The sequence below is a fragment of the Sphingomonas morindae genome, from assembly GCF_023822065.1.
GTDB classification, from domain to species: domain Bacteria; phylum Pseudomonadota; class Alphaproteobacteria; order Sphingomonadales; family Sphingomonadaceae; genus Solisphingomonas; species Solisphingomonas morindae.
Genome location: NZ_CP084931.1, coordinates 499072 through 524646, shown reverse-complemented (window position 1 = coordinate 524646; position 25575 = coordinate 499072). Strand labels below are relative to the sequence as shown.

Sequence of the window (25575 nt, the reverse complement as noted above, 5' to 3'; positions counted from 1 at the left end):
GAGCGGCGCGTCGCGGCGTGCTACCCTCTGGCACGGATGGTCGGGGCACGGCGCCCCGGCCATTCCAGAAAAGAACAGGGGTGAGGATGACGGATCATGGAAGAAATCCCGTGGCGGGCGCCGACGCTATGCCGCCCGCGCTGGAGCGGACACCCTGGGCGATGGCGCTCGCCATCGGCCTCTTCTTCCTGTGGGGCGTCGCCAACAATCTCAACGATGTCCTGATCGCGCATTTCAGGACGCTTTTTAAGCTTGGGGACTTTCGTTCGGGCCTGGTGCAGTCGGCCTTCTACTTCGGCTATTTCTGTTTCGCCACGCCCGCGGCGCTGACGATGCGCCGCTTCGGCTATCGCACGGCGGTGGTGACGGGGCTGGGGCTGTTCGGCGCCGGCGCGCTGCTCTTCTGGCCCGCCTCGCGGCTGCTGAGCTATGGCTTCTTCCTCTTCGCGCTGTTCGTGATTGCGAGCGGCCTGGCCTTTCTCGAGACCGCCGCCAACCCGATGGTGGCCGCGCTCGGGCCGCGCGAGACGGCCGAGCAGCGGCTCACGCTTGCCCAGGCCTTTAATCCGCTCGGCTCGATCGCGGGGGTGGCGCTCGGCCTGATGCTGATCCTCTCGGACGAGACCCGCAGCGTGACCGCGCAAGCGGCGGCGGTGCGGCTGCCCTATCTGCTGATCGCGGGCGTTACCTGGCTCTGGGCGCTCCTGTTCCTGCGGATGCGCTTTCCGGCGGTGGCGACGGCGGGCGCCAGCGCCGAGGAGCGCGCGCCCGGCGCCTATCGCGCCTTGCTGCGCCGCCCCGCCTATTGCGCGGGGGTGGCGGCGCAATTCTTCTATGTCGGCGCGCAGGTGGGGATTTGGAGCTATCTGATCCGCTACGCCACGGCCGCGCTGCCGGAGATTGGCACGCGCCATGCGGCCTGGCTGCTCACCCTCTCGCTGGCGCTGTTCATGGCCGGGCGCTTCCTCGGCGCGGCGCTGATGGCGCGGCTCTCGGCGGCGCGGCTGATGCTGGCCTTCGCGCTGATCGACGCGGGGCTGTGCCTGGTGGCGACGCTTGCCGGCGGCGGGCTCGGCGTCGCCGCGCTGGTCGCGTCCAGCGCCTTCATGTCGATCATGTATCCCGCCATCTTCGTGCTGACGCTGCGCGGCCTCGGTCCGCTCACCAAGCCGGCGGCCTCGCCGATCGTGATGGCGATCATCGGCGGCGCGGTGCTGACCGCGCTGATGGGGCTGATTTCGGATCGGAGCGGCGCGATCCGCTGGGCGATGCTGGTGCCCGCCTTCTGCTTCCTTGTCGTCGCGGCCTTCGCCCGCCACGCTGATCGCGCCGGAGCCCGGGCATGAGCGGCCTCGGTCCCGCGCTGCCGCGGCTGGGCATGGGCACCGCCGCGATCGGCAATCTCTACCGCCCGATCGGCGATGCCGAGGCGGAGGCGACGGTGGCGGCGGCGCTCGAGGCCGGCATCGGCTATTTCGACACGGCGCCGCATTACGGCTTCGGCCTGGCCGAGGCGCGGCTCGGCCGCGCGCTGGCCGGGCGCGGCGATGTCCTCGTCTCCACCAAGGTCGGACGGCGGCTGGTGCCGACCAGCGACCCCGCCACCACCCGGCACGGCTTTGCCGAGGCGCTGCCCTATGAGCCGGTGTTCGATTACACGGCCGATGGCGTGCGCCGCTCCTTCGAGGACAGCCTCGGCCGGCTGCGGCGCGATCGGGTCGATCTGCTGCTCGCGCACGATCTCGGCGCGCTCACCCATGGCGCGGACCATGCGGCGCGGCTGCGGGAGTTTCTGGATGGCGGCTATCCCGCGATGCGCGCGCTGCGCGACGCCGGGCTGACCCGGGCGATCGGCATCGGCGTCAACGAAATCGCCATCTGCCTCGAACTGATCGACCGGGTCGAGCTGGATGTGATCCTGCTCGCCGGGCGCTACAGCCTGCTCGATCGCGCCGCCGCCGAAACGCTGCTGCCGCGCTGCGCCGCGCGTGGCATCCGCGTCATCATCGGCGGGCCATATAATAGCGGCATCCTCGCCCGCCCGCTCGCCGAGGCGGACCAGCTCTTCTTCGATTATGCGCCGGCGCCGGCGCCGCTGATCGCGCGGGCGCGCGCGCTCGAGGCGCTGTGCCGGGGCTGCGGCGTGGCGCTGCCCGCGGCGGCGCTGCAATTCCCGCTCACCCATCCGGCCGTCGCCTGCGTGATCCCCGGTCTCGCCGGCGCCGCCGAGGTGGCCGAGACGATCGCCCGCATGGCGGCGCCGATCCCGCCCCATTTGTGGTCCGCGCTGCAAGAGGAGCCCGCGTGAATACCGGTGACCGACTGATCCTGCTGCACGAGGACGACAATGTCTATGTGGTCGTGCGGCCCGTCGAGAGCGGCGATCCGCTGATCGTGGGCGGCGCCACCATTCCCGCGCGCGAGGGCATCACCGTGGGCCACAAGGTGGCGCGGCGCCCGCTCGCGGCGGGCGAGCGGGTGATCAAATATGGCGCGCCGATCGGATCGATGACGCAGGACTGCGCCGCTGGCGAATGGGTCCATATGCACAATATGAAAAGCGACTATATCGCCGCTCATCTGCGCGACGCCGCCGGGGACGCGTCATGATCTCGGGCTATCTCCGCGCCGATGGCCGCAAGGGCATCCGCAATGTCGTCGCCGTCGCCTATCTGGTCGAGTGCGCGCATCATGTGGCGCGGCGGATCGTCGATGCGGCGGACCATCCCGATGTCCATCTCATCGGTTTTCCGGGCTGCTACCCCAATGCCTATGCCGGGCGCGTGATGGAGGCCGTGGCCACCCATCCCAATGTCGGCGGGGTGCTGCTCGTCTCGCTCGGCTGCGAGAGCTTCAACCGCGAGCGGCTGCGCGAGGCGATCGCCGCGAGCGGGCGGCCGGTCGAGCTGCTGGTGATCCAGGAGGCGGGCGGCACCGCCGCCACCATCGCCGCCGGCCGCGCCGCCGTCGCCCGGCTCCAGGCCGCCGCCGACGCCGCGCCGCGCGCGCCGATGGCGGTGGACGAGCTGGTCGTGGCGACGATCTGCGGCGGCTCGGACGGCACCAGCGGCATCACCGCCAATCCCGCGGTGGGGCGGGCCTTCGATCGCCTGGTGGCGGAGGGCGCAACCTGCATCTTCGAGGAGACGGGCGAGCTGGTCGGGTGCGAGACGATCATGGCCGATCGCGCGATCACGCCCGCGCTCGGCGCCGAGATCGAGGCCACGGTCGCCAAGGCCGAGCGCTATTACACCATCATGGGCTTTGGCAGCTTCGCGCCCGGCAATGCCGAGGGCGGGCTCACCACCCAGGAAGAAAAATCGATGGGCGCCTATTCCAAGTCGGGCGCCTCGCCGATCAGCGGCATCCTCAAGCCCGGCGACCGCGCGCCGAGCGGCGGCCTCTATCTGCTGGACGTGGTGCCCGATGGCGAGCCGCGCTTCGGCTTCCCGAACATCTCGGACAATGCCGAGATCGTGGAGCTGATCGCCTGCGGCGCGCATCTCACGCTGTTCACGACCGGGCGGGGTTCGGTGGTGGGCTCCGCGATCGCGCCCGTCATCAAGATCTGCGCCAATCCCGAAACGGCGCGCCGGCTGGCCGCCGACATGGACATCAACGCGGGCCGCATCCTGGAAGGCGAGGCCAGCCTGGACGATCTCGGCCACGAGATTCATGCCCGCGTGCTCGCCGTCGCCGCCGGCGAACGGACCGTTTCGGAAGCCTTGGGCCATCGCGAGTTCATCCTCACCTACAAGGCGTTCGAGCCGATCGGCCCGGCCTGTCTGCCGCGCCGCGCGGGAGCCATGGCATGAGCGGGCGGCTCGCCGGCAAGACCGCGCTGATCACGGCGGCGGGGCAGGGCATCGGCCGCGCCGCCGCGCTGCGCTTCGCGGCGGAAGGCGCGCGCGTGATCGCCACCGATGTCGATCCCGCGCTGCTGGAGGGGCTGGACGGCTGCGAGCAGGCCCGGCTCGATGTCACCGATGCCGAGGCCATCGCGGCGATCGCCGAGCGGCTCGGCGCGGTCGACGTGCTGTTCAACGTCGCCGGCTATGTCCATGCCGGCACCATCCTCGACTGCGACGAGCGCGCCTGGGCCTTTTCGCTCGATCTCAACATGACCGCCATGTACCGCATGATCCGCGCCTTGCTGCCGGCCATGCTGGCGCGGGGCGGTGGCTCGATCGTCAACGTCTCGTCGATCGCAAGCTCGGTCAAGGGCATCCCCAACCGCTTCGCCTATGGCGCCACCAAGGCGGGGGTGATCGGGCTGACCAAGGCGGTGGCAGCCGATTTCGTGGGCCAGGGCGTGCGCTGCAACGCGATCTGCCCCGGCACCGTCGACTCGCCCTCGCTCCAGCAGCGGCTGCACGACACCGGCGATTATGCGGCGGCGCGCGCCCAGTTCATCGCGCGCCAGCCCATGGGCCGGCTCGGCACGCCCGACGAGATCGCCGCGCTCGGCCTCTATCTCGCGTCCGACGAGAGCGGCTTCACCACCGGCGCGGTGCATGTCGTCGATGGCGGCTGGGTGAATTGACGATGGCCGCCACCACGCCGCACCGCCATGTGCTGCTGCTCGATCTGGTCGAGGATGCGGACGCCATCGCGCGCTACGAGGCGTGGCACGCCGCCGGCGCGGTGCCGGCCGCGGTGGTGCGCAGCATCCGCGCGGCGGACATCACCGCCATGGACATTTACCGGCGCGGCACGCGGCTGGTGATGGTGATGGAGACGGGGCCGCGCTTCGATCCCGCCGCCAAGGCGGCCGCCGATCGGGCCAACCCCGATGTGCGCGCCTGGGAGACGCTGATGGATGGCATGCAGCGCCCGCTCGGCGATGCGGAGCCGGGCGTGAAGTGGCAGGCGACCACGCGCATCTTCAGCCTGGCGGAACAGCCCGGCGAGACGGGAGACCAGCCATGATCGGACGACGCGACCTGATGACCGCGGCGGCGCTCGCGCCCGCGCTGGCCGGCGCGGCGCGCGCGGTGGCCCCCGGCGCGGCCGGCCCCTTCACCGCCGACTGGGGCTCGCTAGCGGCCGGCTATCGCGTGCCCGACTGGTTCCGCGACGTAAAGTTCGGCATCTGGTCGCACTGGTCCGCGCAATGCGTGCCCGAATTCGGCGACTGGTATGGCCGGCTCATGTATATCCAGGGCCATCCCTTCTACGAGCATCATCTGCGCACCTATGGCCATCCCTCGCGCACGGGCTTCATGGAGATCGAGAATCTCTGGAAGGCCGAGCATTGGGAGCCGGAGCATCTGATCGGCCTCTACAAGAAGGCGGGCGCGCGCTATTTCACCAGCCTCGCCTGCCATCACGACAATCTCGACACGTTCGACAGCCGCCACCACGCCTGGAACACGCTGCGGGTGGGGCCGAAGCGCGATATCGTCGGCACCTGGGAGAAGCTGGCCCGCGCCGAGGGGCTGCGCTTCTGCGTGTCCAACCACAGCTCGCACAGCTGGCACTGGTACCAGACCGCCTATGGCTATGACACGCACGGGCCCGAGGCGGGGCGGCGCTACGATGCCTTCGGGCTCCGCGCGGATCAGGGCCGGGGCCAATGGTGGGACGGGCTCGATCCCCAGGCGCTCTATAACGGCCCCTATTTCGTGCCGCCCGCCGGCCTGACCAGCGAGAAGGCGATGAACGCGTGGCACGATGCCCGCGACGGCCAGTGGATCGAATATGCGCCGCCCGGCGCGCGCGGCGTGGCCTATGTCGCCAAATGGCTGGCGCGGCAGCAGGATCTTGTCGGCCGCTACCGGCCGGACATGGTCTATCTGGATGATTTCCAGCTGCCTTTCGGCACCGTCGGGCTGGAGGCGGTGGCGCATTATTATAACAGCGCGGTGGCGTGGCACGGCACGCCCGACGTGGTGATCACCGCCAAGCAGCTCACCGCCTTCCAGCGGGCCGGCATGGTCGAGGATCTGGAGCGCGGCTTCGCCGCCGACATCAAGGCCGAGCCGTGGCAGACCTGCACCTGCATCGGCAACTGGCATTATGATCGCGCGCTGTTCGAGCGGCACGGCTATAAGAGCGCCAAGACGGTGGTGCAGCGGCTGTGCGATGTCGTGTCCAAGAACGGCAATCTGCTGCTCAGCATCCCGATGCGCGCCGATGGCACGATCGACACCGACGAGGAGGCGATCCTCGCCGATCTCGCGCGCTGGTTCGCGATCAACGGCGAAGGCATTTACGGCACCCGGCCCTGGCGGGTCTTCGGCGAGGGGCCGACGGTGCCGCCCGCCGGCATGTTCAGCGAGGATGCGATCAAGCCCTTCACCGCGCGCGACCTGCGCATCACGGCGGGGCGTGGCGGGCTGAACCTCTTCCTGCTGGAATGGCCGCAGGCGGAAACGGTGATCGCCTGCCTCGGCCGGCGCGGCACGGGCGGCGGGGTGATCGAGCGGGTGACGCTGAACGGGGGCGGCGCCATTCCCTTCGTGCAGGACGAGGCCGCGCTCCGGCTGACGCTGCCCGCCGCGCCCGCAGGCGGCTTCGTGCCCGGCCTGCGGATCGAGGGCCGCGGGCTCGCCTGAGCGGGCGGCGGCTCAGCCGAGCCGGTAGAGGCGCGCGGCGGTGCCGCCGAACACCGCCGCGCGCGCCGGCTCCGGGATCAGCGCGCGCGCCGCGGCCAGCCAGCCGCCATAGTCGCCCGCGAGCAGCAGCACCGGCCAGTCGCTGCCCCAGAGCAGCCGGTCCGGGCCGAACAGCGCGTACAGATGCCCGACCGGCTCGGCCAGATCGGCGGTGCGCCAATCCGCCGCCGCCTCGGTGACGAGCCCCGAAAGCTTGCAGGCGAGCTGCGGCTGGGCGGCCAACCGCGCCATGTCGTCCGCCCAGCCGGCATAGGCGCGGCCCGCAATGTCGGGCTTGGCGCCATGATCGATGACGATGGCGAGATCGGGGTGGCGCGCCGCCAGTTCGGCCAGCGCCGGCAGATGGGCCGGGCGGATCAGCGCATCCAGCACCAGCCCGTGCGCGGCCATCGCCGCGAAAGCCGGCGCCAGCGCGGGCTGGAGCATCCAGTCCGGCGCGAGATCCTGCATCATCGGCCGCAGACCCTTGATCCACGGGTCGGCCGCGCGCGCGGCGATGCGCGCGGGCGCGTCCGGGGCGGCGAGATCCTCCCAGCCCACCACCCCGGCGATCCAGGGCAGGCGCGCGGCCAGCCCGGCCAGCCAGTCGGTTTCGGCGCGGCTCGGCTGGGCCTGGACGAGCACGGCCGCCTCCACGCCATGCGCGGCGAGGCAGGCCTGCGCCTCGTCCGCCGTCACATCGCGATGGATGCGCGGCAGCGCCGCCGTCGGCCAGGCGTGCCAGGCATGGCCGAGCGACCAGAGATGGAGATGCGCGTCGATCAGCACCGCCGCCGCCTCCGGTTCAGGCCAGCGGCGCGTCGTCCAGCGGGTGCCAGGCGGCCACCGTCTGGCGCTGGGTGCCGAGCCCCGCGATCTCCAGCTCCATCACGTCGCCCGGTTTGAGGAAGATGGGCTCGGGGGTCTTGCCCTCGCCGACGCCCGGCGGCGTGCCGGTGATGAGCAGATCGCCGGGATAGAGCGTCACATAGTCGCTCACATAGGCGATCAGCTGGCGCAGCGTGAAGATCATGGTGCGGGTATTGCCCGTCTGCATCCGCGTGCCGTTGACGTCCAGCCGCATGTCCAGCGCCTGCGGGTCGGCGATCTCGTCCGGCGTCACCAGCCAGGGGCCGACCGGGCAGAAGCTGTCATGCCCCTTGCCCTTGCTCCACTGGCTGCCGCGCTGCTTCTGGTTGAAGCGCTCCGACACGTCGTTCACCAGCACATAGCCCGCGACATGATCCAGCGCCGCGTCCTCGCTAATGTTGCGGCAGGTCTTGCCGATGATCACGCCAAGCTCGACTTCCCAGTCGCTATGCGTGCTGTTCTTGGGCAGCATCACCTCGTCGTTCGGCCCGGTCAGGCTCGACAGCGCCTTCATGAACATCACCGGCTCGGTGGGAATGGGGAGGCCGGACTCCTTGGCATGGTCCGCATAGTTGAGGCCGATGGCGACGATCTTGCCGATGCCCTTCACCGGCACGCCCAGGCGCGGCGTGCCCTCCACCAGCGGCAGCGTCGCGGGATCGGCGCCGCGCGCGGCGGCCAGCGTCGCGGGGGTGATGTCCTCGACCAGCGCCGAAAGATCGCGCAGCCGGCCCTCGCCGTCGATCAGACCGGGCCGTTCGGCACCACGCGATCCGTAGCGGCAGAATTTCATGCGATATCGTCCTTGGCTGGGAGCGGAAAACCGAGCCAGCGCAGGAAAATAGCGCGCTTGCCGGGGCGGTGCGCCGGTTCTAGGAACCCCCTGTGATGACGTCAACGGCGACCCTCGCTCCGTCCGGCGCGCTCCGCGCCCGCCCGATCCCGCGCGCATGAAGGCCGCCTCGGCGCTGGATTATCGGGCGCTCGCCCGGCGCCGCCTGCCGCCCTTCCTGTTCGAATATATCGATGGCGGCTCCTATGCCGAGGTGACGCTGCGGCGGAACGTGGCCGAGCTGGAGCGGATCGCGCTGCGCCAGCGCGTGCTCACCGATGTCTCGACGATCGATCTCTCCACCAGCCTGTTCGGCGAGGCGATGGCGATGCCCGTCGGGCTCGGGCCGATCGGCCTGGCGGGGATGAACGCGCGGCGCGGCGAGCGCCAGGCGGTGCGCGCGGCCGAGGCGGCGGCCATCCCTTTCGCGCTCTCCACCGTCTCCTGCTGCCCGCTGGCCGAGGTCGCCGCCGCCGCGACGCGGCCCTTCTGGTTCCAGCTCTACATGATCCGCGATCGCGGCTTCATGGAGAGCCTGCTCGACGCGGCGCGGGCGGCGGGCTGCACCACGCTGATCTTCACCGTCGACATGCCGCTGCCCGGCGCGCGCTATCGCGACGTGCATTCGGGGCTTGCCGGCGCGCCCGGGCTGCGGGGCGATCTGCGCCGCGTCTGGCAGGGCGTCACCCATCCGCGCTGGGCCTGGGATGTCGGCGTGCGCGGCCGGCCGCACCAGCTCGGCAATGTCGCGCCGGTGCTCGGCCGCGATAGCGGGCTCGAGGATTTCCTCGGCTGGATGAAGGCCAATTTCGATCCCTCGGTGACCTGGCGCGATCTGGAGTTCATCCGCGCGCGCTGGGACGGGCCGCTGCTCATCAAGGGCATTCTGGATGCCGAGGATGCACGCGCGGCGGTGGCGCTGGGGGCGGACGGGATCATCGTCTCCAACCATGGCGGCCGCCAGCTTGATGGCGTGCCCGCCACCGTCACCGCGCTGCCGGCGATCGTCGAGGCGGTGGCCGGGCGGATCGCGGTGCTGGCGGATGGCGGGGTGCGTTCGGGGCTGGACGTGGTGCGCATGCTCGCGCTCGGCGCGCAGGCGGTGCTGCTCGGGCGCGCCTGGGTCTATGCGCTGGCGGCGGCGGGCGAGGCGGGGGTCGCGCATATGCTGCGCATCATCGAGGCGGAGATGCGCATCGCCATGGCGCTGACCGGGCGCACGCGCATCGCCGATATCGATCGCACCTGCCTGGTGGAAGGCTGAGCGCCGCCGCGCCCCGCCGGTCCGCCGGCGCGACGACCTGACCGAAACGACCGTCGCCTCCGCACGTTACCCGGCAAAAGCGGAGGAGCGCGCCATGGCCCGATATTTGGTAGCCGATCAGATCGCCGACACGCTGCACGCGCTGGGCGTGCGCCGCATCTACGGGGTGGTGGGCGATTCGCTGAACGGCCTCACCGACGCGCTGCGGCGCAAGGGCCAGATCGAGTGGATCCATGTCCGCAACGAGGAGGCGGCCGCCTTCGCCGCCGGTGCCGAGGCGCATCTCACCGGCAGCATCGCCGTTTGCGCGGGCAGTTGCGGGCCGGGCAATCTCCACCTCATCAACGGCCTCTATGATTGCCATCGCAGCCGCGTGCCGGTGCTGGCGATCGCCGCCCATATCCCCACCGCCGAGCTGGGCAGCGGCTATTTCCAGGAGACCGATCCCAACCACCTGTTCGCGCAATGCAGCCATTATGTCGGCCCGGTCGCCACCGTGTCGCAGATCGGCCGCACGCTCGACATCGCGCTCCGCGAGGCGATCGGCAAGCGCGGCGTGTCGGTGGTGGTGATCCCCGGCGATGTCGCGCTGGCCGAAACCGAGCCGCGTAGCGAGACGCGCTGGATCGCCCCCGCCGCGCCGGTGGTGCGCCCCGCCGAGCCCGAGCTGGACGCGCTCGCCGCGCTGCTCGCGGGGGGCAAGAAGGTGGCGATGCTGTGCGGCGCGGGGTGCGCGGGCGCGCATGACGAGATCGTCGCCCTGGCGGACCGGCTGAAGGCGCCGGTGATCCATGCCATGCGCGGCAAGGAGCATGTCGAATACGACAATCCCTTCGATGTCGGCATGACCGGGCTGATCGGCTTTTCCTCCGGCTACCACGCGATGATGGCGTGCGACACGCTGCTGATGCTGGGCACGGACTTCCCCTATCGCCAATTCTACCCGACCGAGGCCAAGGTGGCGCAGGTCGATCTGCGGCCCGAAAATCTCGGCCGGCGCACGCGGCTGGACCTGGGTCTGGTGGGCGACGTCAAGGCGACGGTGGCGGCGCTGTTGCCGCGCCTGCGCCCGAACGAGGATCGCGCCTTTCTCGACAAGGCGCTCGACCATTACCGCAAGGCGCGGGGCGAGCTGGACGCGCTCGCCACGGGCACGCCGGGGCGGCGGCCGATCCACCCGCAATATCTGGCCCATGTGCTGGACGAGGTGGCCGCCGACGACGCCATCTTCACCGTCGATGTGGGCACGCCCGTGGTGTGGGCGGCGCGCTATCTGCGCATGAACGGTCGTCGCCGGCTGCTGGGCTCCTTCACCCATGGCTCGATGGCCAACGCGCTGCCGCAGGCGATCGGCGCGCAGGCGGCGCACCCCGGGCGGCAGGTGATCTCTTTCTCGGGCGATGGCGGCTTCGCCATGCTGATGGGCGAGTTCCTCACCCTCACCCAGATGCGGCTGCCGGTGAAGCTGGTGGTGCTGAACAATGGCACGCTCGGCTTTGTCGAGCTGGAGATGAAGGCGGGCGGCTTTCTGGATACGGGCACGGCGCTCACCAATCCCGATTTCGCCGCCATGGCGCGGGCCGCGGGCGTGCATGGAACGCGGGTGGAGGATCCCGCCGATCTCGCCCCCGCGCTGCGCGCCGCGCTGGCGCATGACGGGCCGGCGCTGGTCGATGTCGTCACCAACCGCATGGAGCTGGCGATGCCGCCCAAGACGACGCTCGATCAGGCCAAGGGCTTCGGCATCTACATGGCCAAGGCGATCATGAACCATCGCGGCGACGAGATCGTCGAGCTGGCGCACAGCAATCTCTGGCGGTGAGCGGCGGCGCGGTTCAATCGGTGAAGAGCGTGGCGTGCACCGGCAGCAGCGCCGCGCCGATCGTGGTGGCGAGGCCGCCCAGCTCCGAGACGAGGATCTGGGGCGGGCCCTTGCGATGGCCACCGATCCGCATCGCGCGCGGCTCGATCGCGGCGGCGAGCCGGTGGAGGATGGGGCGCGGCAGCGGACTGGAGAGGACGAAGGCGCCTGGATCGATCCAGGCCAGGCCCCAGCTCATGATCCGCGCCAGCTGCCGCCCCGCGCGCGCCACCCAGGCGTCGATCGTCGCCTGATAGGCGTCCAGCCGCTCGTCGAGATCGATCAGGCTGTCGACCGGGCAGCCGGCGGCGCGCAGCGTCGCGAGCAGGTCCAGCGTCGAGGGGCGCGGCCGCTCGATCGGATAGAGCGTGCCGATCTCGCCCGCGCTCGCCATCTCGCCGCGCATCAGCCGGCCCTCGTTGATGATGCCGGCGCCGATGCCGTGGCCGAGCAGGATCACCACCGCCGTTTCGCAGCGCTGCATCAGCCCGCCGCGGTAGAACTCCGCCAGCGCCGCCGCATTGGCGTCATTCTCGATCCACACCGGATGGCCGAAGGCTTCCTCGAACAGGGCGGCGAGTTCGATCCCGCGCCAGCCCGCAAGGCTGTCCACGGTGGAGCGGCGGCTGCCGTCGCGCGAGAGGGACGGCCCCGGCACCCCGACGCCGATGCCGAGCAGCCGGTTGCGCTCCGCCATGCGGTGCAGCTGGCGTCGCACGGTCCGCGCGAAGACGAGCGGATCGGGGCTGTCGAACGGCTCGGCGGCCTGGTCGATGAGTCCGCCCGCATAATCCACCAGCGCCACCTCGATCAGCCCGCGATGCACGGTGGCGCCCAGCGCATAGCCGGCGCCGGCGGCGATCCTCAGCGGCGTCGCCGGCCGGCCGCGCTGGCCGGGCGCGTCGCTCGTGGCTTCCTCGATCAGGCCATGGGCGATGAGATGCGCCGAGAGCCGCGTGAGCCGCGCGTTGCTGGCGCCCAGCGCATCCGCCAACCGGCCTCGGGGCAGCGGGCCATGGCGGCGCAGATGGCGCAGCAGCCGCTTCTCATCCTCTTCCAACTGGATCATCCGCCGCCGGCCCGCCTTTCTGCAAGGTTCTGATAAGCGGATTTATTTTCACCGAAAAGAATAAAAACCGTCATCCCCGGCGGGCAGAGGGCGCGCACCACAGGGCTAATCAGGGGGCAGGGCATGAACACGGTCTGGATGCGGGCGGGATGCGCGGTGCTGGCGCTGACGGCGGCGGCGACGCAGGCGCAGGCGCAGGCGCAGGGGAGCGCCCCCGAAGCCGGCGACGCGGCGGCGGCGCCCAGCGCCGCGCGCGACACGCCGGGCACCGCCGGTGCCGCGCCGGGCGACATCATCGTCACCGGCTCGGCGCGCGCGCAGCGCCGCTTCGATGTCTCCTATGCGGTCAATTCGCTGGGGCAGAACGACGTCCAGAAGCTGGCCCCGATCAACTTCGCCGATCTGCTCGGCCAGCTGCCCGGCTTCCAGGTGGAATCGACCGGCGGCGAGGTGCAGAACATCTATCGCCTCCGTGGCCTGCCGAGCGATGGCGGCCTCGTCACCTTCCAGCAGGACGGCCTGCCGCTGTTCCACGAGAATGACGGCAATTTCTTCCGGGGCGACGATCTCAACCGCTTCGACCTGATGACCGACCGGATCGAGGTGGTGCGCGGCGGCCCGGCGCCGGTCTATGCCAGCTATGCGGCGGCGATCGTCAACTCCATCACCGTCAGCGGCACCGATACGCCGCGCGGCAAGGCGCAGATCACGCTCGGCGATACCGGCCTCTACCGGCTCGATGCCTATCAGGCCGGCCCGCTCGGCGGGGATACCTATTATGCGATCGGCGGCTTCATCCGCCAGCATGACGGCTATCGCGACAATGGCTTCCCCAATGATCGCGGCGGGCAGATCCGCGCCAATATCCGCCATCAGTTCAGCAATGGCTCGCTCCGGATCACGGCGAACTACCTAAACGATCACAACGTCTTCTATCTGCCGATCCCGACCGCGGATCCGCGCGACCCGAGCCGCTCGCTCAATCCCTACATCAACTATTTCGACGGCACGCTGAACAGCCCGGCGCTGCGCGACGCGACGATCAAATATCGCGACGGCGCCGGCGTGCTGCAGAGCCGTCAGGCCGATCTCGCCAATGGCCGCCACACCGAATATGGCAATATCGGGCTGCAATATGATATCGATCTGGATGGCTGGAAGATCGCGGTGAAGGGCGGCTACACCAAGGGCCGGCTGCACTTCAACGCCTTCTACTCCACCTCCAACCCGGTCGACGCGACGAGCTTTGCCGCCTCCTATCTCACCGCCGCCCGCGCCGCCTTCGGCGCCGGCGTCACGCGGCTCGGCTATGCCATCGCCGGGGGCGGCGCCGCCTATGATCCGGCCAGCGCCTCGGGGCTGGTCCTGTCCGGCCAGTTCCGCGATGTCAGCTCGCGCTTCTATTCGGGTCAGGGCGATATCAGCGTGACGCGCTCGGCGGTGACGGGCTTCGGCACGCACGATCTCCGCGTCGGCCTCTATGCCAGCGCCTATGGCGAGAGCAATTTCGCGGCCTATCAGGATTATCTGATCGAGCTGGCGGGCAAGCCGCGCACGCTGGACCTGATCGCCTATGGCGCCGGCGGGCAGGCGCTGGGCCGCGTCACCGACAATGGCGTGCTGCGCTACACCACCACGCTCAACCAGGGCGATACCGACGCGACGATGATCGCCTTCTACGCCAATGACAGCTGGGAGGTGGTGCGCGGACTGCGCATCGATGCCGGCATCCGCCACGAACGCTACAGCTTCAAGGGCTATGCGCTGCCCACCACCCAGCTCAATCTTGGCGATCCCACCACGCTCGCCGACGATACCACCCGCGCCTTCACCGGCCAGGTGATCAACGCCAAGCTCAAGCCCGACATCACCAACTGGACGGCGGGCGTCAATTACGACCTGACGCGGCATCTCGGCATCTATGGCCGCGCGTCGCATCTCGAGACGCCGCCCTCGACCCAGGTGACCTATACGATCGCGCCGACCATCCTCACCACCAAGGCCAATCAGTATGAAGTGGGGCTCAAGGCCGCGTTCGGCCGTTCCTATCTGTACCTGATCGGCTTCTACACAAAATATGATCCGCTCAACGCCTCGTTCGTGGCCTTCAACCCGACCACGGGCCGCAACGACCAGTCGGTGCCCTTTATCGGCCAAGCCAGCATCAAGGGGGTGGAGATCGACGGCAATGTCCAGCTGACGCGCGGCCTGTCGATCACCGGCGCGCTGACGCTCAGCGATCCCAAGTACAAGAATCTCGCCAACAGCGCGGGCGCCGATCCTTCCGCCGTCAACGGCAACCAGATCGTGCGCGAACCCAAGATCTACGGCAATGTCCGCCCCAGCTACAGCTTCGCGCTGGGCGCCAACCGGATCGAGATCTATGGCCGCTACGATTATATGGGCAAACGCTATGTCGACCTGTTCAACAACACCGCGCTGCCGGCCTTCGGCACGGTCGGCGCGGGTGTGACGGCGCGGCGCGGCGGCTGGCAGCTCCAGATCGTGGGCGACAATCTGTTCGACGCCCATGGCCTGACCGAGGGCAATACGCGCACCGACCAGCTCAGCGGGCAGGGCAGCGCCAACGCCATCTACGGCCGCCCCATTTTCGGCCGCAATCTGCGCTTCGTGCTCGGCTACGCCTGGTGAGGGCGCGGCGTGGCGTGACGGCGGCGGCGCTGGCGCTGGCGCTGATGGCCATGGCGGCGACAAATGCGGCGGCGGCGGAGACGCCGCTTTCCCCTTCGGCGCCGCTCGCCGACCGCCAGGCCGAGGAGATGGGGCAGGCGCTCTATCCGCGCGTGCGGGCGCTGGCCCGGCCGCCGGCGGCGGCGCGGCTGGCGCAGGCGGCCCCGCTCGCGACGCTGTTCGCCGGCCGCAGCGCGCGGCTGGCGGCGTGCGCGGCGACGGACGCGGCCTGCCGGATCGCCGCCGCGCGCTGGCCCGAGGCGGAGCGGGCGGCGCTGGCCCAGGCATCGGGCCAGGGCGCGCCGCTGGCCCGCGAACTGGAAGCGCTGGACGGCGTGCTCGCCGTCTATGGCCTGGGCGCGGCGTCGCGCTATCCCAAGATCGACGGCCCCGTCTTCGCGGCCGACAGCGCCGATTTCGCCGACAGCCGCGCGATCGCGCTCATGACGGCACAGGCGGCGGGCTGGGGGGCGCCGGATACGCTGTCGGGCAGCCTCGGCCTCGCGCTCGCGCTGCTCGACGCCAATGGTCGAGACGAGGCGATCCGCTTCGCGCCGCTCGACGCGCGCGAGAATGCCGGCGCCGCGGCGCGTGCGCGCCAGACCGCCTGGTCACGCTATCGCTTCACCGCGCTGATCGTGCCCGGCGTCGGCCCGGAGGACATGGCGAGCGCGATCAGTTCGCGCAGCCTGTTCCACGCCACCTTGGCGGCGCAGCGCTTCAAGGCGGGCTGGGCGCCGCTGATCGTGGTGAGCGGCGCCGCCGTGCATCCGCGCGGCACGCGCTTCGTGGAGGCGGTGGAATTGCGGCGCGTGCTGGTGGAGCGGTTCGGCGTGCCCGCCTCGGCGATCGTGCTCGAGCCCTATGCCCGCCACACCACCACCAATTTGCGCAACGCCAGCCGCCGCCTCGCCGCGCTCGGCGTGCCGCTGGACCGGCCGGCGCTGATCGTCACCGATGCCGAACAGAGCGCCTATATCGAAGGCCCGCGCTTCGTCGCGCGCAATGCGGAGGAGCTTGGCTACCAACCGGGCGCGATCGGGCGGCGCCTGTCGCGCTTCGATCTCGAATTCCGGCCGAGCGCCGCGTCGCTCGCCGCCGATCCGCGCGACCCGCTCGATCCGTGAGGCGGCTGCGCCCGCTCGCCGCGCTGGCCTTGCTGTCGGCCGCACCCGGGCGCGCCGCGCCCGCCGATCTGGTCGATCCGCTGTTCGGCACGCTGGCCGATTTCGGGCAGCTTTCGCCGGCGGCGACCTCGCCCTTCGGCATGGTCGCGCTCGGGCCCGATACCGCGCCCGCCAATCATGCCGGCTATGACTATGCCGCCACGCGCCTGATCGGCTTCTCGCATACGCGCGGGGTAGGGGTCGGCTGCGGCGGGGCGGGGGGCGATCTGCTGGTGTCGCTCGACTATCAGGGCGCGCCCGCGCCGGCGGTGATGGACAAGGCCAGCGAGCGCGCGGCGGCGGGGCGCTACGCCATCCGCTATGGCGACGGCATCGCGGCGCAGATGACGGCGACGCGCGGCGCCGGCCTGCTCCGCTTCACCCTGCCGCATGCCGGGCGCGTGACGCTGCGGCTCGATCCCCGCCACAGCTATGCCCGGCGGCGATCCGCGCGCTGGCTGAGCGACGGCGCCGACGATCTCCGCGCCATGCTGGTGGCGGGCACGGTGTGCGACGCGGGCGCCTACCGGCTGTTCAGCGCCACCCGCATCCTGCACGACGGCCATGTCCTTGCGGCGGCGCTGACCGGCGAGGAGGAGGGGGTGCGGAGCGCCAGCTTCGCGGTGCGCGCGGGCGATACGGTGGAGCTGCGCACCGGTCTTTCCACCGTGGACGCGGCAGGGGCGGCGGCGGTGCGCGACGCCGAGCTTGGCCAGAGTCCGCTCGCCACGATCGCCGCCGGAACCCGCGCCGCGTGGAACGCCGCGCTCGGCCGGGTGCGGCCGGAGGGGCCCAAAGCGGCGCGCGCGCTCTTCTATTCGGCGCTGGCGCGGGTGTTCCAGAGCCCCGCCGCGATCGACGATCCCGATCGTCGCCATCGCGGCAGCGACGGCCGGATCGGCCGCTCCGCGCCCGGCGAGACGCGCTATGCCGGCTGGTCGCTATGGGACAATTATCGCACACAAATGCCGCTGCTGGCGCTGCTTCAGCCCGAACGCAGCGCCGATATCGCGCGGTCGCTCGTCGCCCTCTACGCCGCCGGCAAGCCGCGCTGGGCGACCGACAGCGAGCCCTTCCTCACCGTGCGCACCGAACATGCCGGCGTCGCGCTGCTGGACATGCGCCGCAAGGGCATCACCGGCTTCGATGCCGGCGCGGCGCTGGCCGGCATGGCGGCGGAGAGCGATCGCCTCGCCCGCGCCACGCCGGACGAGGCGATCGAGGCCGCCTATGACGATTGGGCGACCGCCGGCCTCGCCGCCGATCTGGGCGATACGGCGCTGGCGGCGCGCTTCGCGGCGCGGGCGCGCGCCTATCGGCCCGTCTGGCGCGCGGTGTTCGAGCGGCCGGGCGACGACGGCGATGTCGTCAAGGCCCGCGGCCTCTACCAGGGCACGGTGTGGCAATATCGCTGGGCGCCGGTGTTCGACCTGCCCTGGCTAACCGACACGCTGGGCCGCCCCCGGCTGCGCGCCGAGCTTGACCATTTCTTCGACGCCAATCTCTTCAACATGACCAACGAGCCCGACATGCAGGTGCCCTGGCTCTATGCCGGGCTCGGCGACGCGCAGCCGACCGCCGATCTGGTGCGGACCATCCTCACCCGGCCGATCGCGCATCCCTATACCAATGCCGGCAAGCGACCCCGCGCCTTTGTCGGGCCGAGCTTCGCGCTCGCGCCCCAGGGCATGGCGGACGGCATGGACGATGATGCCGGCGGCATGACGGGCTGGTACGTGTTCGCGACGCTCGGCCTCTATCCGCTGTTGCCCGGCGAACCCGATTATGTGGTGACGGTGCCCGCCTTCCGCCGCACGGTGCTGACGCTGGCGGGCGGCCGACGCCTCGTCATCCGCCGGCAGGGCCGGTACGATGGCGCGATCCTCGGCATGGATCTGAACGGCCGGCCGCTCGACGGCCCGCGCGTCTCGCATGCGGCGCTGCTGCGGGGCGGCGTTCTGACGGTGCGGACCGGCGCGGCGCGCCCCGCTGTCGCGCGATTGCAAGACATACCTGCTAGGGCTGGCAAGGATGAGCTCCCCTCCCCGACGCGCTGACGGACTGGCGCTGCTGGCCTATGCCAGCGGCAATTTCGGCAAGAATGTCCTCGCGTCCACCTTCGATTTCTTCCTTCTCTACCTGCTCACCGCGCGCTGGTCGGTGGCGCCGGCGGCGGCGGGGCTGGTGGTGATGCTCGGGCTGGTCTGGGACGGCGCCGCCAACCCGCTGCTCGGCCGGCTGATGGACCGCGCCGGCGGGGGGATCGACGGCTATCGCCGCGCGCTGCTGCTCGGCGCGCCGGCGGTGGGGCTGGCCTTCGCCATCTTCTTCCTCGCGCCCGACTGGCCGGCGGGGGCCATGCTCGCCTGGGCGCTGCTGCTGACGCTCGCCTTCCGCACCGCCTTCTCCTGGTGCGATGTCGCGCACAACGCGCTGATCGTGCCGGTGGCGCGGGGCCATCGCGCAACGCTCGTGTCGGGGCTACGCTACCTGTTCAGCTGCCTTGGCGCGCTCGCCATCGCGCGCGTGGCCACGCCCTTCCTCCAGACCGATCATCACGCCACGCGCGCCACGCTGGGGATCGCGGCGCTGGCGGCGCTGGCCTATGTCGGCACGCTGTGGCTTTCGGTGCTGTTCGTCCGCGCCGCGCCCATCGACACCGCGCCGCCGCACCCGGCGCTGGCGGCGACGATCGCACCGGGACGCGGCGGCGACGCGGCGCTGATCAGCCTGCTCGCGCTCGCCTTTCTCCAGGCGCTGACGCTGCCGCTCTTCGTCCGATCGCTCGCCTTCATCGCCGCCGATCTGCTCCACCGCCCCGCCTGGCTCGGGCTCGCGCTGACGCTCTTCTCCTTGGCGCAGGCGGCGGCGCTGCCGGGCTGGATGCTGCTGGCCCGCCGCCTCGCCACCCCGGCGGCGCTGGCGCTGGCCTTCGCGATCGCCGCGCTCGCCTTTGCCGTGGCGATGGTGGCGCCGGCCGCGCTGCTGCTCGCGATCGGCCTGTTCGGCATCGGCAATGCCGGGATCCAGATGCTGATCTGGGCGCTGCTGCCGGCGGCGGTGGAGCGGGCCGGCCCGCGACGCGAGGCTTTCTCGGTGGCGCTTTTCCTGTTGGCGCTCAAGGCCGGCGGCGGGCTGAGCGGCGCGCTGCTCGGGCTGGTGCTGAGCGTGCTCGGCTGGCGCGCCGCGGGCGGCTTCGCGGCGGGCGCGGGCGGTCTCTTCCTCGCCATCACCTGTCTCGTCCCGCTCACCGGCGCGCTGCTCTGCCTGCCGCTGCTGCGGCTGCATGCACGGATCGGCGCGGCACCGGCCCGGCGGCAGGCCGCCCCCGCCGGCCGCGTGCCCCACCCGCTCGCCGCGCGCGCCTGATCGCCGCACCGGTCCGGTCGCCCGGGCGCGGCACGCGCCGCCATGCGACGTTTTGCCGCCGCTCGCGTTCTCCGCCCCGCATGGTCATCACGACAGGAAGGACAGGTTCATGATCCGATCGCTGCTCATCGGCGCGCTGGCCGGCGCGCGTGCGCTCACCCCGCTCGCGGCGGTGGCGCAGGCGGCGCGGCGCGGTGCGCTGCCGCTGGATCATGGCGGCCCGGCGCTGCTCGCGCGCGGCCCGTTCGCCTGGGGCGCGCTGGCGCTGGCGGCGGGCGAGCTGGCGGGCGACAAGCTGCGCGACGCGCCCGACCGCGTGATCGCGCCCGGCCTCGCCGCGCGCATGACGACGGCGGCGCTCGCCGGTGCTGCGCTCGCGCCGCGGCGTCAGCGTGGCCCGGCCGCGCTCGCGAGCGCCGCCACCGCGCTGGGCGCCGCCTGGCTGACCTGGCGCCTGCGCCAGGCGGCGATGCGCCGCTTCGGCCAGGGAGTGACGGGGCTGATCGAGGATGGGCTGACGGTGGCCGGGAGCGCGCTGCTCGTGCGGAGCGCGCGCCGCTTATGATCGCTGACGGGGGGGCGCCGGTGCTGGCCGTATCGGGGCTGGCCAAGGCGCTGCCCGGCGGCCGGCGGCTGTTCGACGGGCTCGACCTCAATGTGCGGGCGGGCGAGCTGGTCGCGGTGATCGGCGAATCCGGGGCGGGCAAATCGACGCTGCTCAACATTCTCGCCGGGCTGGACGAGGCCGATCAGGGCGCGGTGGCGATCGCCGGCACCCCCCTCGGCCCGCTCGACGAGGCCGCGCGCACCCGCTTGCGGCGCGAACGCATCGGCTTCGTCTTCCAGGCCTTCCACATTCTGCCCTATCTCACGCTCGGGCAGAATGTGGCGCTGCCGCTGGCGCTGACCAATCCCGATGCGCGCCACGCCGCCGCCGCCGCGCGGGCGATGCTGGCGGCGGTCGGGCTCGAGGGGCGCGCCGAGGATTATGCGCGCGACCTGTCCGGCGGCGAGCTGCAGCGGGTCGCGATCGCGCGCGCGCTGGTGCATCGCCCGGCGCTGATCCTTGCCGACGAGCCGACCGGCAATCTCGATCCCGAAACCGCCGGGCGCGTGCTCGCACTGTTCGCCGGGGCGGTGCATGACGGCGAGGCGGCGGCGGTGATGGTGACGCACTCGCCCGCCACCGCCGCGATCGCGGACCGCGTGCTGACACTCACCGCGCGCGGCCTGGTGGACAAGAATGGCGGCTGAGCCGGGGATCGTCTCGGGCCGGCTGGCGCTGCGCTGGCTGATCCTGGGCGCCTGGCGCGCGCATCCCGCGCGGCTGGCGCTGACCGCGCTGGCGATCGCGGTGGGCGTGGCGCTGGGCTTCGCGGTCCATCTCGTCAATGGCTCGGCGCTCGCCTCGTTCGAGGGCGCGGTGACGGGCGTCAACGGCGCCGCCGCGCTCCAGATCCGCGCCGCGACGCCGCTCGGCTTCGACGAGACGCTCTACCCGCGCATCGCCACAGCGCCCGGCGTCGCGGATGCGAGCCCGGTGGTGCGGCTCGACGCGCAAATCGGCGCGGCGCGGCTCACCCTGCTCGGCCTCGACGTGATGCGCGCCGGCCCGATCACGCCCAGCCTGATCGGCGCGCACCCGACCGGGCCCGATGCGCGCGGCGACGGCCTGTTCGCGCCCGATGCGCTGTTCCTCTCGCGCGGGGTGCTGCGCGCCGCCGGCGTGCGCCTGGGCCAGCGGGTGACGGTGCGCGCGCGCGGCCGCGCCGTGCCGTTCCGCGTCGTCGGCACGCTGCCGGGGCAGGGCGAGCAGGCCATCGGCACGATCGACATCGCCGCCGCGCAGAGCCGCTTCGATCGACTGGGCCGGCTCGACCGGCTCGATCTCGCGCTGAGCGATCGCGCGCTGGCGGAGCGGGCGCTGCCGCCGCGTCTGCCGCCGGGGGTGATGCTGACGAGCGGCGCCACCCAGGCCGCGCAGGGCAGCGCGCTGTCGCGCGCCTATCGCGTCAATCTCGACATGCTCGCGCTCGTCGCCTTGCTCACCGGCGGTTTTCTCGTCTTCTCGGCGCAATCGCTGGCGGTCGCGCGCCGCCTGCGCGAATTCGCGCTGCTCCGCACGCTCGGCCTGCCGGCGCGACACATCATCGCCGCGGTGGTCGCGGAGGGGCTGGCGATCGGGCTGGTCGGCGGGCTGGCGGGGCTGGCCGCCGGCGCGGGGCTCGCCCGGCTGGCGCTGCGCTGGTTCGGCGGCGATCTCGGCGCGGGCTATTTCAGCGGCCAGACGGTGCGGCTGGTGGCGCAGCCGGGCGCGGCGGCCGGCTTCTTCGCGCTCGGCCTCGCGGCGGCGGCGCTCGGCAGCCTGTTGCCGGCGCGGATCGCGGCGCGCGCCGCCCCCGCCGCCGCGCTCAAAAATGCCGGCGATCTGATCGATCCGCGCGCGCCGGTGGCGTGGAAGCCGGCGCTGCTGCTGCTCCTCGCCGGCGCCGGGGTGGCGCTGCTGCCGCCGCTCTACGGCCTGCCCTGGTCCGGCTTTGCGAGCATGGCGCTGCTGCTGGCGGGCGGCGTGGCGGGGGTGCCCTGGCTGGCGCGGCGGCTGCTCGCGCCGTGGCGCGGCTCGGAGCGGCTCGGCGTCGCGCCCGGCCTCGCCTTGCGCCACCTCGCGGGCGCGCCTTCCGAGGCGGCGACCGCGCTGTGCGGCATCGTCGCCTCGACCGCGCTGACGATCGCCATGGCGACGATGGTGACGAGCTTCCGCGGCGCGGTCGACAGCTGGCTGGGCGATGTGCTGGCCGCCGATCTGTTCGTGCGTGCCGATCCCGCCTCCGGCTTCGACGCGGCGACGCGCGCGCGGCTGGCGACGATTCCCGGCGTGCGGCGGATCGCCTTCAGCCGCCAGCTGCCGCTTAGCCTGCGCCCCGATCGGCCGCCCGTCACGCTGATCGCCCGGCCGCTGGCCGGGGGCGCCGATCCGCTGCTGGTGCCGCTTGGGCAGCGCGTGCCGCCGGCGCCGGGCACCGCGCCGCTCTGGGTGTCGGAACCGGCGGCGCGTCTCTATGGCTGGCGGGCCGGCGATCGGGTGACGCTGCCGCTCGGCCCGGCGGCGCGCTTCACGGTGGTCGGCCTGTGGCGCGATTATGCGCGCCAGTCGGGCGCGCTGGTGATCGACGCCGATCGCTACCAGGCGCTGACCGGCGATGCGCTGCGCGACGAGGCGGCGATCCTGCTGGCGCCCGGCGCGCAGCCCGATCGCGTCGGCCAGGCGCTGCGGGCGCGGCTCGATCCCGCCACCCGCGACCAGATCGAGCTGAGCCGCCCGGCGGCGCTGCGCGGCTATGCGCTGGCGCTGTTCGACCGCAGCTTCGCCGTCACCTATGCGCTGGAAGCGGTGGCGATCCTGGTGGGGCTGGCGGGGGTGGCGGCCACCATGTCCGGCCAGACGGCGGCGCGGGCGCGCGAATTCGGGATGCTGCGCCATCTCGGCCTCGCCAAGCGCCAGATCCTGGCGATGCTGGCGCTGGAGGGGGCGCTGCTCGGCGCGGTGGGCGGGCTGGCGGGGATCGGGCTCGGCCTGGTGCTGGCGCAGGTGCTGATCCACGTCATCAACCCGCAGAGCTTCCACTGGACGATGGCGACGCGGCTGCCGGGCGGCACCATCGCGGGCATCGCGGCGGCGCTGATCGCGGCGGCGGCGGCGACGGCGGTGCTGGCGGGGCGACGCGCCACCGCGCGCGACGCGCTGCTCGCGGTACGGGAGGATTGGTGATGGCCCCGCGTCCGCGTCGCCACGCCCGGCTGCTCGCGCTCGCCGGCTTGCTGCTGGGCGCCGCAGCGCCTGCGCCCGCGCCCTATCCGGTGGTGCGGCCTGGCGCCGCCTTCGTCTTCCCCCGCGATCATGGCGCGCACCCCGCCTTCCGCACCGAATGGTGGTATGTCACGGGCACGCTCGCGCCCGAGCGCGGCGGTGCGCCGCTCGGCTTCCAGATCACCTTCTTCCGCGTCCGCCCCCGCATCGGCGAGGATCAGCCGAGCCGTTTCGCGCCGCGCCAGATCCTGCTGGCGCACGCCGCCTTGTCCGATCCCGCGCTGGGCCGGTTGCGCCATGCCGAGCGCGCGGCGCGCGCCGGCTTCGGGCTGGCCGGCGCCGCCTTGGGCGATGCCGATGTGCGGCTGCGCGACTGGCGGCTGCGGCGGCTGCCCGATGGGCGCTTCGTCGCCCATGTCGCGGGCGAGGGGTTCGCGCTCGATCTCGCCTTCCGCCCGCGCCAGCCGGTGCTGCTCGAGGGCGAGGGCGGCTATAGCCGCAAGGGGCCGCGGCCCGAGCAGGCGAGCTATTATTATTCGCTGCCCCAGCTGGCCGCCAGCGGCACCGTGACGCGCGACGGGCGCGCCACCGCCGTGACCGGCCGCGCCTGGCTGGATCGCGAATGGTCGTCGGACTATCTGGCCGGCGACGCGGCGGGCTGGGACTGGACCGGCCTCAACTTCGACGATGGCGGCGCGCTGATGGCCTTCCGCATCCGCCGGCGCGATGGCGGCGTGCTGTGGGCGGGCGGCAGCTATCGCGCGCGCGACGGCCGCGTCGCCCGGCTCGGACCCGGCGATCTCCGCTTCGATCCGCTGCGCCGCTGGCGCTCGCCGCGCAGCGGGGCCGTCTATCCGGTGGCGCAGCGCCTCTCGGTGCGGCTGCCGGGCGGGGTGCGACGCTGGGTGCTGACCCCCTTTTTCCCCGACCAGGAGCTGGACGCCCGCGCCGCCGGCATGCCCGTCTACTGGGAGGGCGCGGTAGCCACCCAGGGTGGCAGCGGCTATCTCGAGCTGACCGGCTATGTGGACCCGCTGCGGCTGTAGCGCCGGCCGGGACGGGCGCCGCTACGTAGTAAGGACAATTGCCGGCCGCCCTCCACCCCGCTAATGCGAATAAGTCGCACAAGCGGGGGAAGCTTGACATGTCGATCGGAACTCGGCTGCGCGCCGCCGCCCTTTCGCTCATCCTTATTCTGGCGGGAACGACGCGCGCCTGGGCGGGCGAGGGCATGTTTTCGCGCGCCTACACCACGGATCTCACGCCGGCCGGCCATTTCGAGCTGGAGCAGGTGGTGCGCACGCGCGAGGGGCGCGCCTTCGGCCAGTACGACGCCACCGATTTCCGCTCCGAGTTCGAATATGGCGTGACGGACAATTTCCAGGCCTCGCTCTATCTCAACACCAACCGTATGCATGCCACACGCACGTCGGACGATGACGACGAGCTTGGCCAGACCGGCTTCACCCGGCACAACTTCACCGTGCAGAGCGTATCGGCGGAGTTCGTCTACCGTCTGCTTAGCCCGTACAAGAACAGGCATGGCTGGGGCCTCGCCGTCTATCTCGAGCCCGAATATGATTTCCACGATCTTCATAACGGACTGCGCTACGCGCCCGGCACCTTCGCGCTGGAAACGCGCGTGATCGTCCAAAAGAACTTCATGGATGACCGGCTGATCATGGCCTATAATCTGGTGCTCGAGGCGGAGTCCATCCGTTTCGCGCATCAGCCAGACACAAATAGCGAACTCGACTGGAACAACGAGCTGGGCGTCACCTATCGTGTCGCGCCCAAGCTGTTCGTCGGGGCGGAGTTCCGGAATCATAACGAATACGGAAACTTCACCACGCATGAACATTCCGTCTTCTGGGCGGGCCCGGCTATCCATTATGCGAGCCGGAATTGTTGGGCGACGCTGGGCTGGCTGCGGCAGTTCGCGGGCAACCCCGGCCATGACGAGGAGGGCCGGGATATTGGCAACACCCTCTTCCTGCGCAGCCATGAGCGCAATGAGGTGACGTTCAAGCTCGGCCTGCCTTTCTGAGG

General features: G+C 71.7%; 21 protein-coding genes. 18 read left to right on the top strand and 3 right to left on the bottom strand.

The features are described from left to right. The first annotated feature begins 161 nt into the window (after nucleotides 1-161). Genes fucP through LHA26_RS18905 form a run of 7 tightly spaced genes read left to right on the top strand, consistent with a single transcriptional unit; the run spans nucleotide 162 to nucleotide 6557 of the window. Nucleotides 162-1346 (top strand): L-fucose:H+ symporter permease, encoded by a 1185-nt coding sequence (gene fucP / locus LHA26_RS18935; RefSeq protein WP_252168876.1) that lies wholly within the window; start codon nucleotides 162-164, stop codon nucleotides 1344-1346. Then, complete coding sequence (locus tag LHA26_RS18930; protein WP_252168644.1) at nucleotides 1343-2308, top strand: aldo/keto reductase; 966 nt, start codon at nucleotides 1343-1345, stop codon at nucleotides 2306-2308. The genes fucP and LHA26_RS18930 overlap by 4 nt, the downstream gene beginning before the upstream one ends. Next, nucleotides 2305-2610, top strand: a complete 306-nt coding sequence (locus LHA26_RS18925; protein WP_252168643.1) for a UxaA family hydrolase — start codon at nucleotides 2305-2307, stop codon at nucleotides 2608-2610. The genes LHA26_RS18930 and LHA26_RS18925 overlap by 4 nt, the downstream gene beginning before the upstream one ends. Further along, complete coding sequence (locus LHA26_RS18920; RefSeq protein WP_252168642.1) at nucleotides 2607-3815, top strand: UxaA family hydrolase; 1209 nt, start codon at nucleotides 2607-2609, stop codon at nucleotides 3813-3815. Before LHA26_RS18925 ends, LHA26_RS18920 begins: the two co-directional genes overlap by 4 nt. Next, entirely contained in the window at nucleotides 3812-4543 is a 732-nt protein-coding gene (locus LHA26_RS18915) for an SDR family oxidoreductase (protein WP_252168641.1), read from the top strand. Before LHA26_RS18920 ends, LHA26_RS18915 begins: the two co-directional genes overlap by 4 nt. A gap of 2 nt (nucleotides 4544-4545) precedes the next feature. Beyond that, nucleotides 4546-4929, top strand: coding sequence for an L-rhamnose mutarotase (locus tag LHA26_RS18910; protein ID WP_252168640.1), 384 nt, complete (start codon nucleotides 4546-4548; stop codon nucleotides 4927-4929). Beyond that, entirely contained in the window at nucleotides 4926-6557 is a 1632-nt protein-coding gene (locus tag LHA26_RS18905; RefSeq protein ID WP_252168639.1) for an alpha-L-fucosidase, read from the top strand. The genes LHA26_RS18910 and LHA26_RS18905 overlap by 4 nt, the downstream gene beginning before the upstream one ends. A 12-nt stretch (nucleotides 6558-6569) precedes the next feature. On the opposite strand, the gene LHA26_RS18900 is transcribed toward LHA26_RS18905, so the two are convergent. Further along, complete coding sequence (locus LHA26_RS18900; RefSeq protein ID WP_252168638.1) at nucleotides 6570-7385, bottom strand: amidohydrolase family protein; 816 nt, start codon at nucleotides 7383-7385, stop codon at nucleotides 6570-6572. A 16-nt stretch (nucleotides 7386-7401) separates the two neighbouring features. Continuing rightward, nucleotides 7402-8259 carry a 2,4-didehydro-3-deoxy-L-rhamnonate hydrolase gene (locus LHA26_RS18895; protein ID WP_252168637.1) on the bottom strand — a complete coding sequence of 286 codons (858 nt, stop codon included), beginning with the start codon at nucleotides 8257-8259 and terminating at the stop codon, nucleotides 7402-7404. A gap of 157 nt (nucleotides 8260-8416) precedes the next feature. On the opposite strand from LHA26_RS18895, the gene lldD reads away from it, so the two are divergent. Both lldD and poxB read left to right on the top strand, forming a co-directional pair. Next, on the top strand, nucleotides 8417-9562 hold the full coding sequence (gene lldD / locus LHA26_RS18890) for an FMN-dependent L-lactate dehydrogenase LldD (protein ID WP_252168636.1): 1146 nt from the start codon (nucleotides 8417-8419) through the stop codon (nucleotides 9560-9562). 94 nt (nucleotides 9563-9656) lie between these two features. Then, nucleotides 9657-11384 carry a ubiquinone-dependent pyruvate dehydrogenase gene (gene poxB, locus LHA26_RS18885; RefSeq protein WP_252168635.1) on the top strand — a complete coding sequence of 576 codons (1728 nt, stop codon included), beginning with the start codon at nucleotides 9657-9659 and terminating at the stop codon, nucleotides 11382-11384. A gap of 13 nt (nucleotides 11385-11397) precedes the next feature. On the opposite strand, the gene LHA26_RS18880 is transcribed toward poxB, so the two are convergent. Next, on the bottom strand, nucleotides 11398-12492 hold the full coding sequence (locus tag LHA26_RS18880; protein WP_252168634.1) for an ROK family transcriptional regulator: 1095 nt from the start codon (nucleotides 12490-12492) through the stop codon (nucleotides 11398-11400). Between the two features lie 123 nt (nucleotides 12493-12615). Between LHA26_RS18880 and LHA26_RS18875 the strand changes: the two genes are divergently transcribed. From LHA26_RS18875 to LHA26_RS18835, 9 genes are all read left to right on the top strand, one after another. Then, nucleotides 12616-15144 (top strand): TonB-dependent receptor, encoded by a 2529-nt coding sequence (locus LHA26_RS18875; protein ID WP_252168633.1) that lies wholly within the window; start codon nucleotides 12616-12618, stop codon nucleotides 15142-15144. Beyond that, nucleotides 15141-16310 carry a YdcF family protein gene (locus tag LHA26_RS18870; protein WP_252168632.1) on the top strand — a complete coding sequence of 390 codons (1170 nt, stop codon included), beginning with the start codon at nucleotides 15141-15143 and terminating at the stop codon, nucleotides 16308-16310. The genes LHA26_RS18875 and LHA26_RS18870 overlap by 4 nt, the downstream gene beginning before the upstream one ends. Further along, nucleotides 16307-18406, top strand: coding sequence for a glycoside hydrolase domain-containing protein (locus LHA26_RS18865; RefSeq protein WP_252168631.1), 2100 nt, complete (start codon nucleotides 16307-16309; stop codon nucleotides 18404-18406). The genes LHA26_RS18870 and LHA26_RS18865 overlap by 4 nt, the downstream gene beginning before the upstream one ends. Further along, on the top strand, nucleotides 18381-19718 hold the full coding sequence (locus tag LHA26_RS18860; protein WP_252168630.1) for an MFS transporter: 1338 nt from the start codon (nucleotides 18381-18383) through the stop codon (nucleotides 19716-19718). The genes LHA26_RS18865 and LHA26_RS18860 overlap by 26 nt, the downstream gene beginning before the upstream one ends. Nucleotides 19719-19827: 109 nt before the next feature. After that, a complete protein-coding gene (locus LHA26_RS18855; protein WP_252168629.1) occupies nucleotides 19828-20283 on the top strand; it encodes a DUF4126 domain-containing protein in 456 nt (151 codons plus the stop codon). Continuing rightward, on the top strand, nucleotides 20280-20972 hold the full coding sequence (locus tag LHA26_RS18850; protein WP_252168628.1) for an ABC transporter ATP-binding protein: 693 nt from the start codon (nucleotides 20280-20282) through the stop codon (nucleotides 20970-20972). Before LHA26_RS18855 ends, LHA26_RS18850 begins: the two co-directional genes overlap by 4 nt. Then, nucleotides 20962-23487 (top strand): FtsX-like permease family protein, encoded by a 2526-nt coding sequence (locus LHA26_RS18845; protein WP_252168627.1) that lies wholly within the window; start codon nucleotides 20962-20964, stop codon nucleotides 23485-23487. The genes LHA26_RS18850 and LHA26_RS18845 overlap by 11 nt, the downstream gene beginning before the upstream one ends. Further along, nucleotides 23487-24572, top strand: coding sequence for a lipocalin-like domain-containing protein (locus tag LHA26_RS18840; RefSeq protein WP_252168626.1), 1086 nt, complete (start codon nucleotides 23487-23489; stop codon nucleotides 24570-24572). The genes LHA26_RS18845 and LHA26_RS18840 overlap by 1 nt, the downstream gene beginning before the upstream one ends. Before the next feature lie 98 nt (nucleotides 24573-24670). Beyond that, complete coding sequence (locus tag LHA26_RS18835; protein ID WP_252168625.1) at nucleotides 24671-25573, top strand: DUF6662 family protein; 903 nt, start codon at nucleotides 24671-24673, stop codon at nucleotides 25571-25573. Nucleotides 25574-25575 lie beyond the last annotated feature (2 nt).

Coding starts and splice junctions, on each gene's coding strand:
- LHA26_RS18860 (WP_252168630.1), top strand. CDS start 18,381: ATGAGCTCCCCTCCCCGACGCGCTGACGGACTGGCGCTGCTGGCCTAT.
- LHA26_RS18845 (WP_252168627.1), top strand. CDS start 20,962: ATGGCGGCTGAGCCGGGGATCGTCTCGGGCCGGCTGGCGCTGCGCTGG.
- LHA26_RS18850 (WP_252168628.1), top strand. CDS start 20,280: ATGATCGCTGACGGGGGGGCGCCGGTGCTGGCCGTATCGGGGCTGGCC.
- poxB (WP_252168635.1), top strand. CDS start 9,657: ATGGCCCGATATTTGGTAGCCGATCAGATCGCCGACACGCTGCACGCG.
- fucP (WP_252168876.1), top strand. CDS start 162: ATGGCGCTCGCCATCGGCCTCTTCTTCCTGTGGGGCGTCGCCAACAAT.
- LHA26_RS18875 (WP_252168633.1), top strand. CDS start 12,616: ATGAACACGGTCTGGATGCGGGCGGGATGCGCGGTGCTGGCGCTGACG.
- LHA26_RS18895 (WP_252168637.1), bottom strand. CDS start 8,259: ATGAAATTCTGCCGCTACGGATCGCGTGGTGCCGAACGGCCCGGTCTG.
- LHA26_RS18910 (WP_252168640.1), top strand. CDS start 4,546: ATGGCCGCCACCACGCCGCACCGCCATGTGCTGCTGCTCGATCTGGTC.
- LHA26_RS18855 (WP_252168629.1), top strand. CDS start 19,828: ATGATCCGATCGCTGCTCATCGGCGCGCTGGCCGGCGCGCGTGCGCTC.
- LHA26_RS18915 (WP_252168641.1), top strand. CDS start 3,812: ATGAGCGGGCGGCTCGCCGGCAAGACCGCGCTGATCACGGCGGCGGGG.
- lldD (WP_252168636.1), top strand. CDS start 8,417: ATGAAGGCCGCCTCGGCGCTGGATTATCGGGCGCTCGCCCGGCGCCGC.
- LHA26_RS18920 (WP_252168642.1), top strand. CDS start 2,607: ATGATCTCGGGCTATCTCCGCGCCGATGGCCGCAAGGGCATCCGCAAT.
- LHA26_RS18930 (WP_252168644.1), top strand. CDS start 1,343: ATGAGCGGCCTCGGTCCCGCGCTGCCGCGGCTGGGCATGGGCACCGCC.
- LHA26_RS18835 (WP_252168625.1), top strand. CDS start 24,671: ATGTCGATCGGAACTCGGCTGCGCGCCGCCGCCCTTTCGCTCATCCTT.
- LHA26_RS18905 (WP_252168639.1), top strand. CDS start 4,926: ATGATCGGACGACGCGACCTGATGACCGCGGCGGCGCTCGCGCCCGCG.
- LHA26_RS18840 (WP_252168626.1), top strand. CDS start 23,487: ATGGCCCCGCGTCCGCGTCGCCACGCCCGGCTGCTCGCGCTCGCCGGC.
- LHA26_RS18880 (WP_252168634.1), bottom strand. CDS start 12,492: ATGATCCAGTTGGAAGAGGATGAGAAGCGGCTGCTGCGCCATCTGCGC.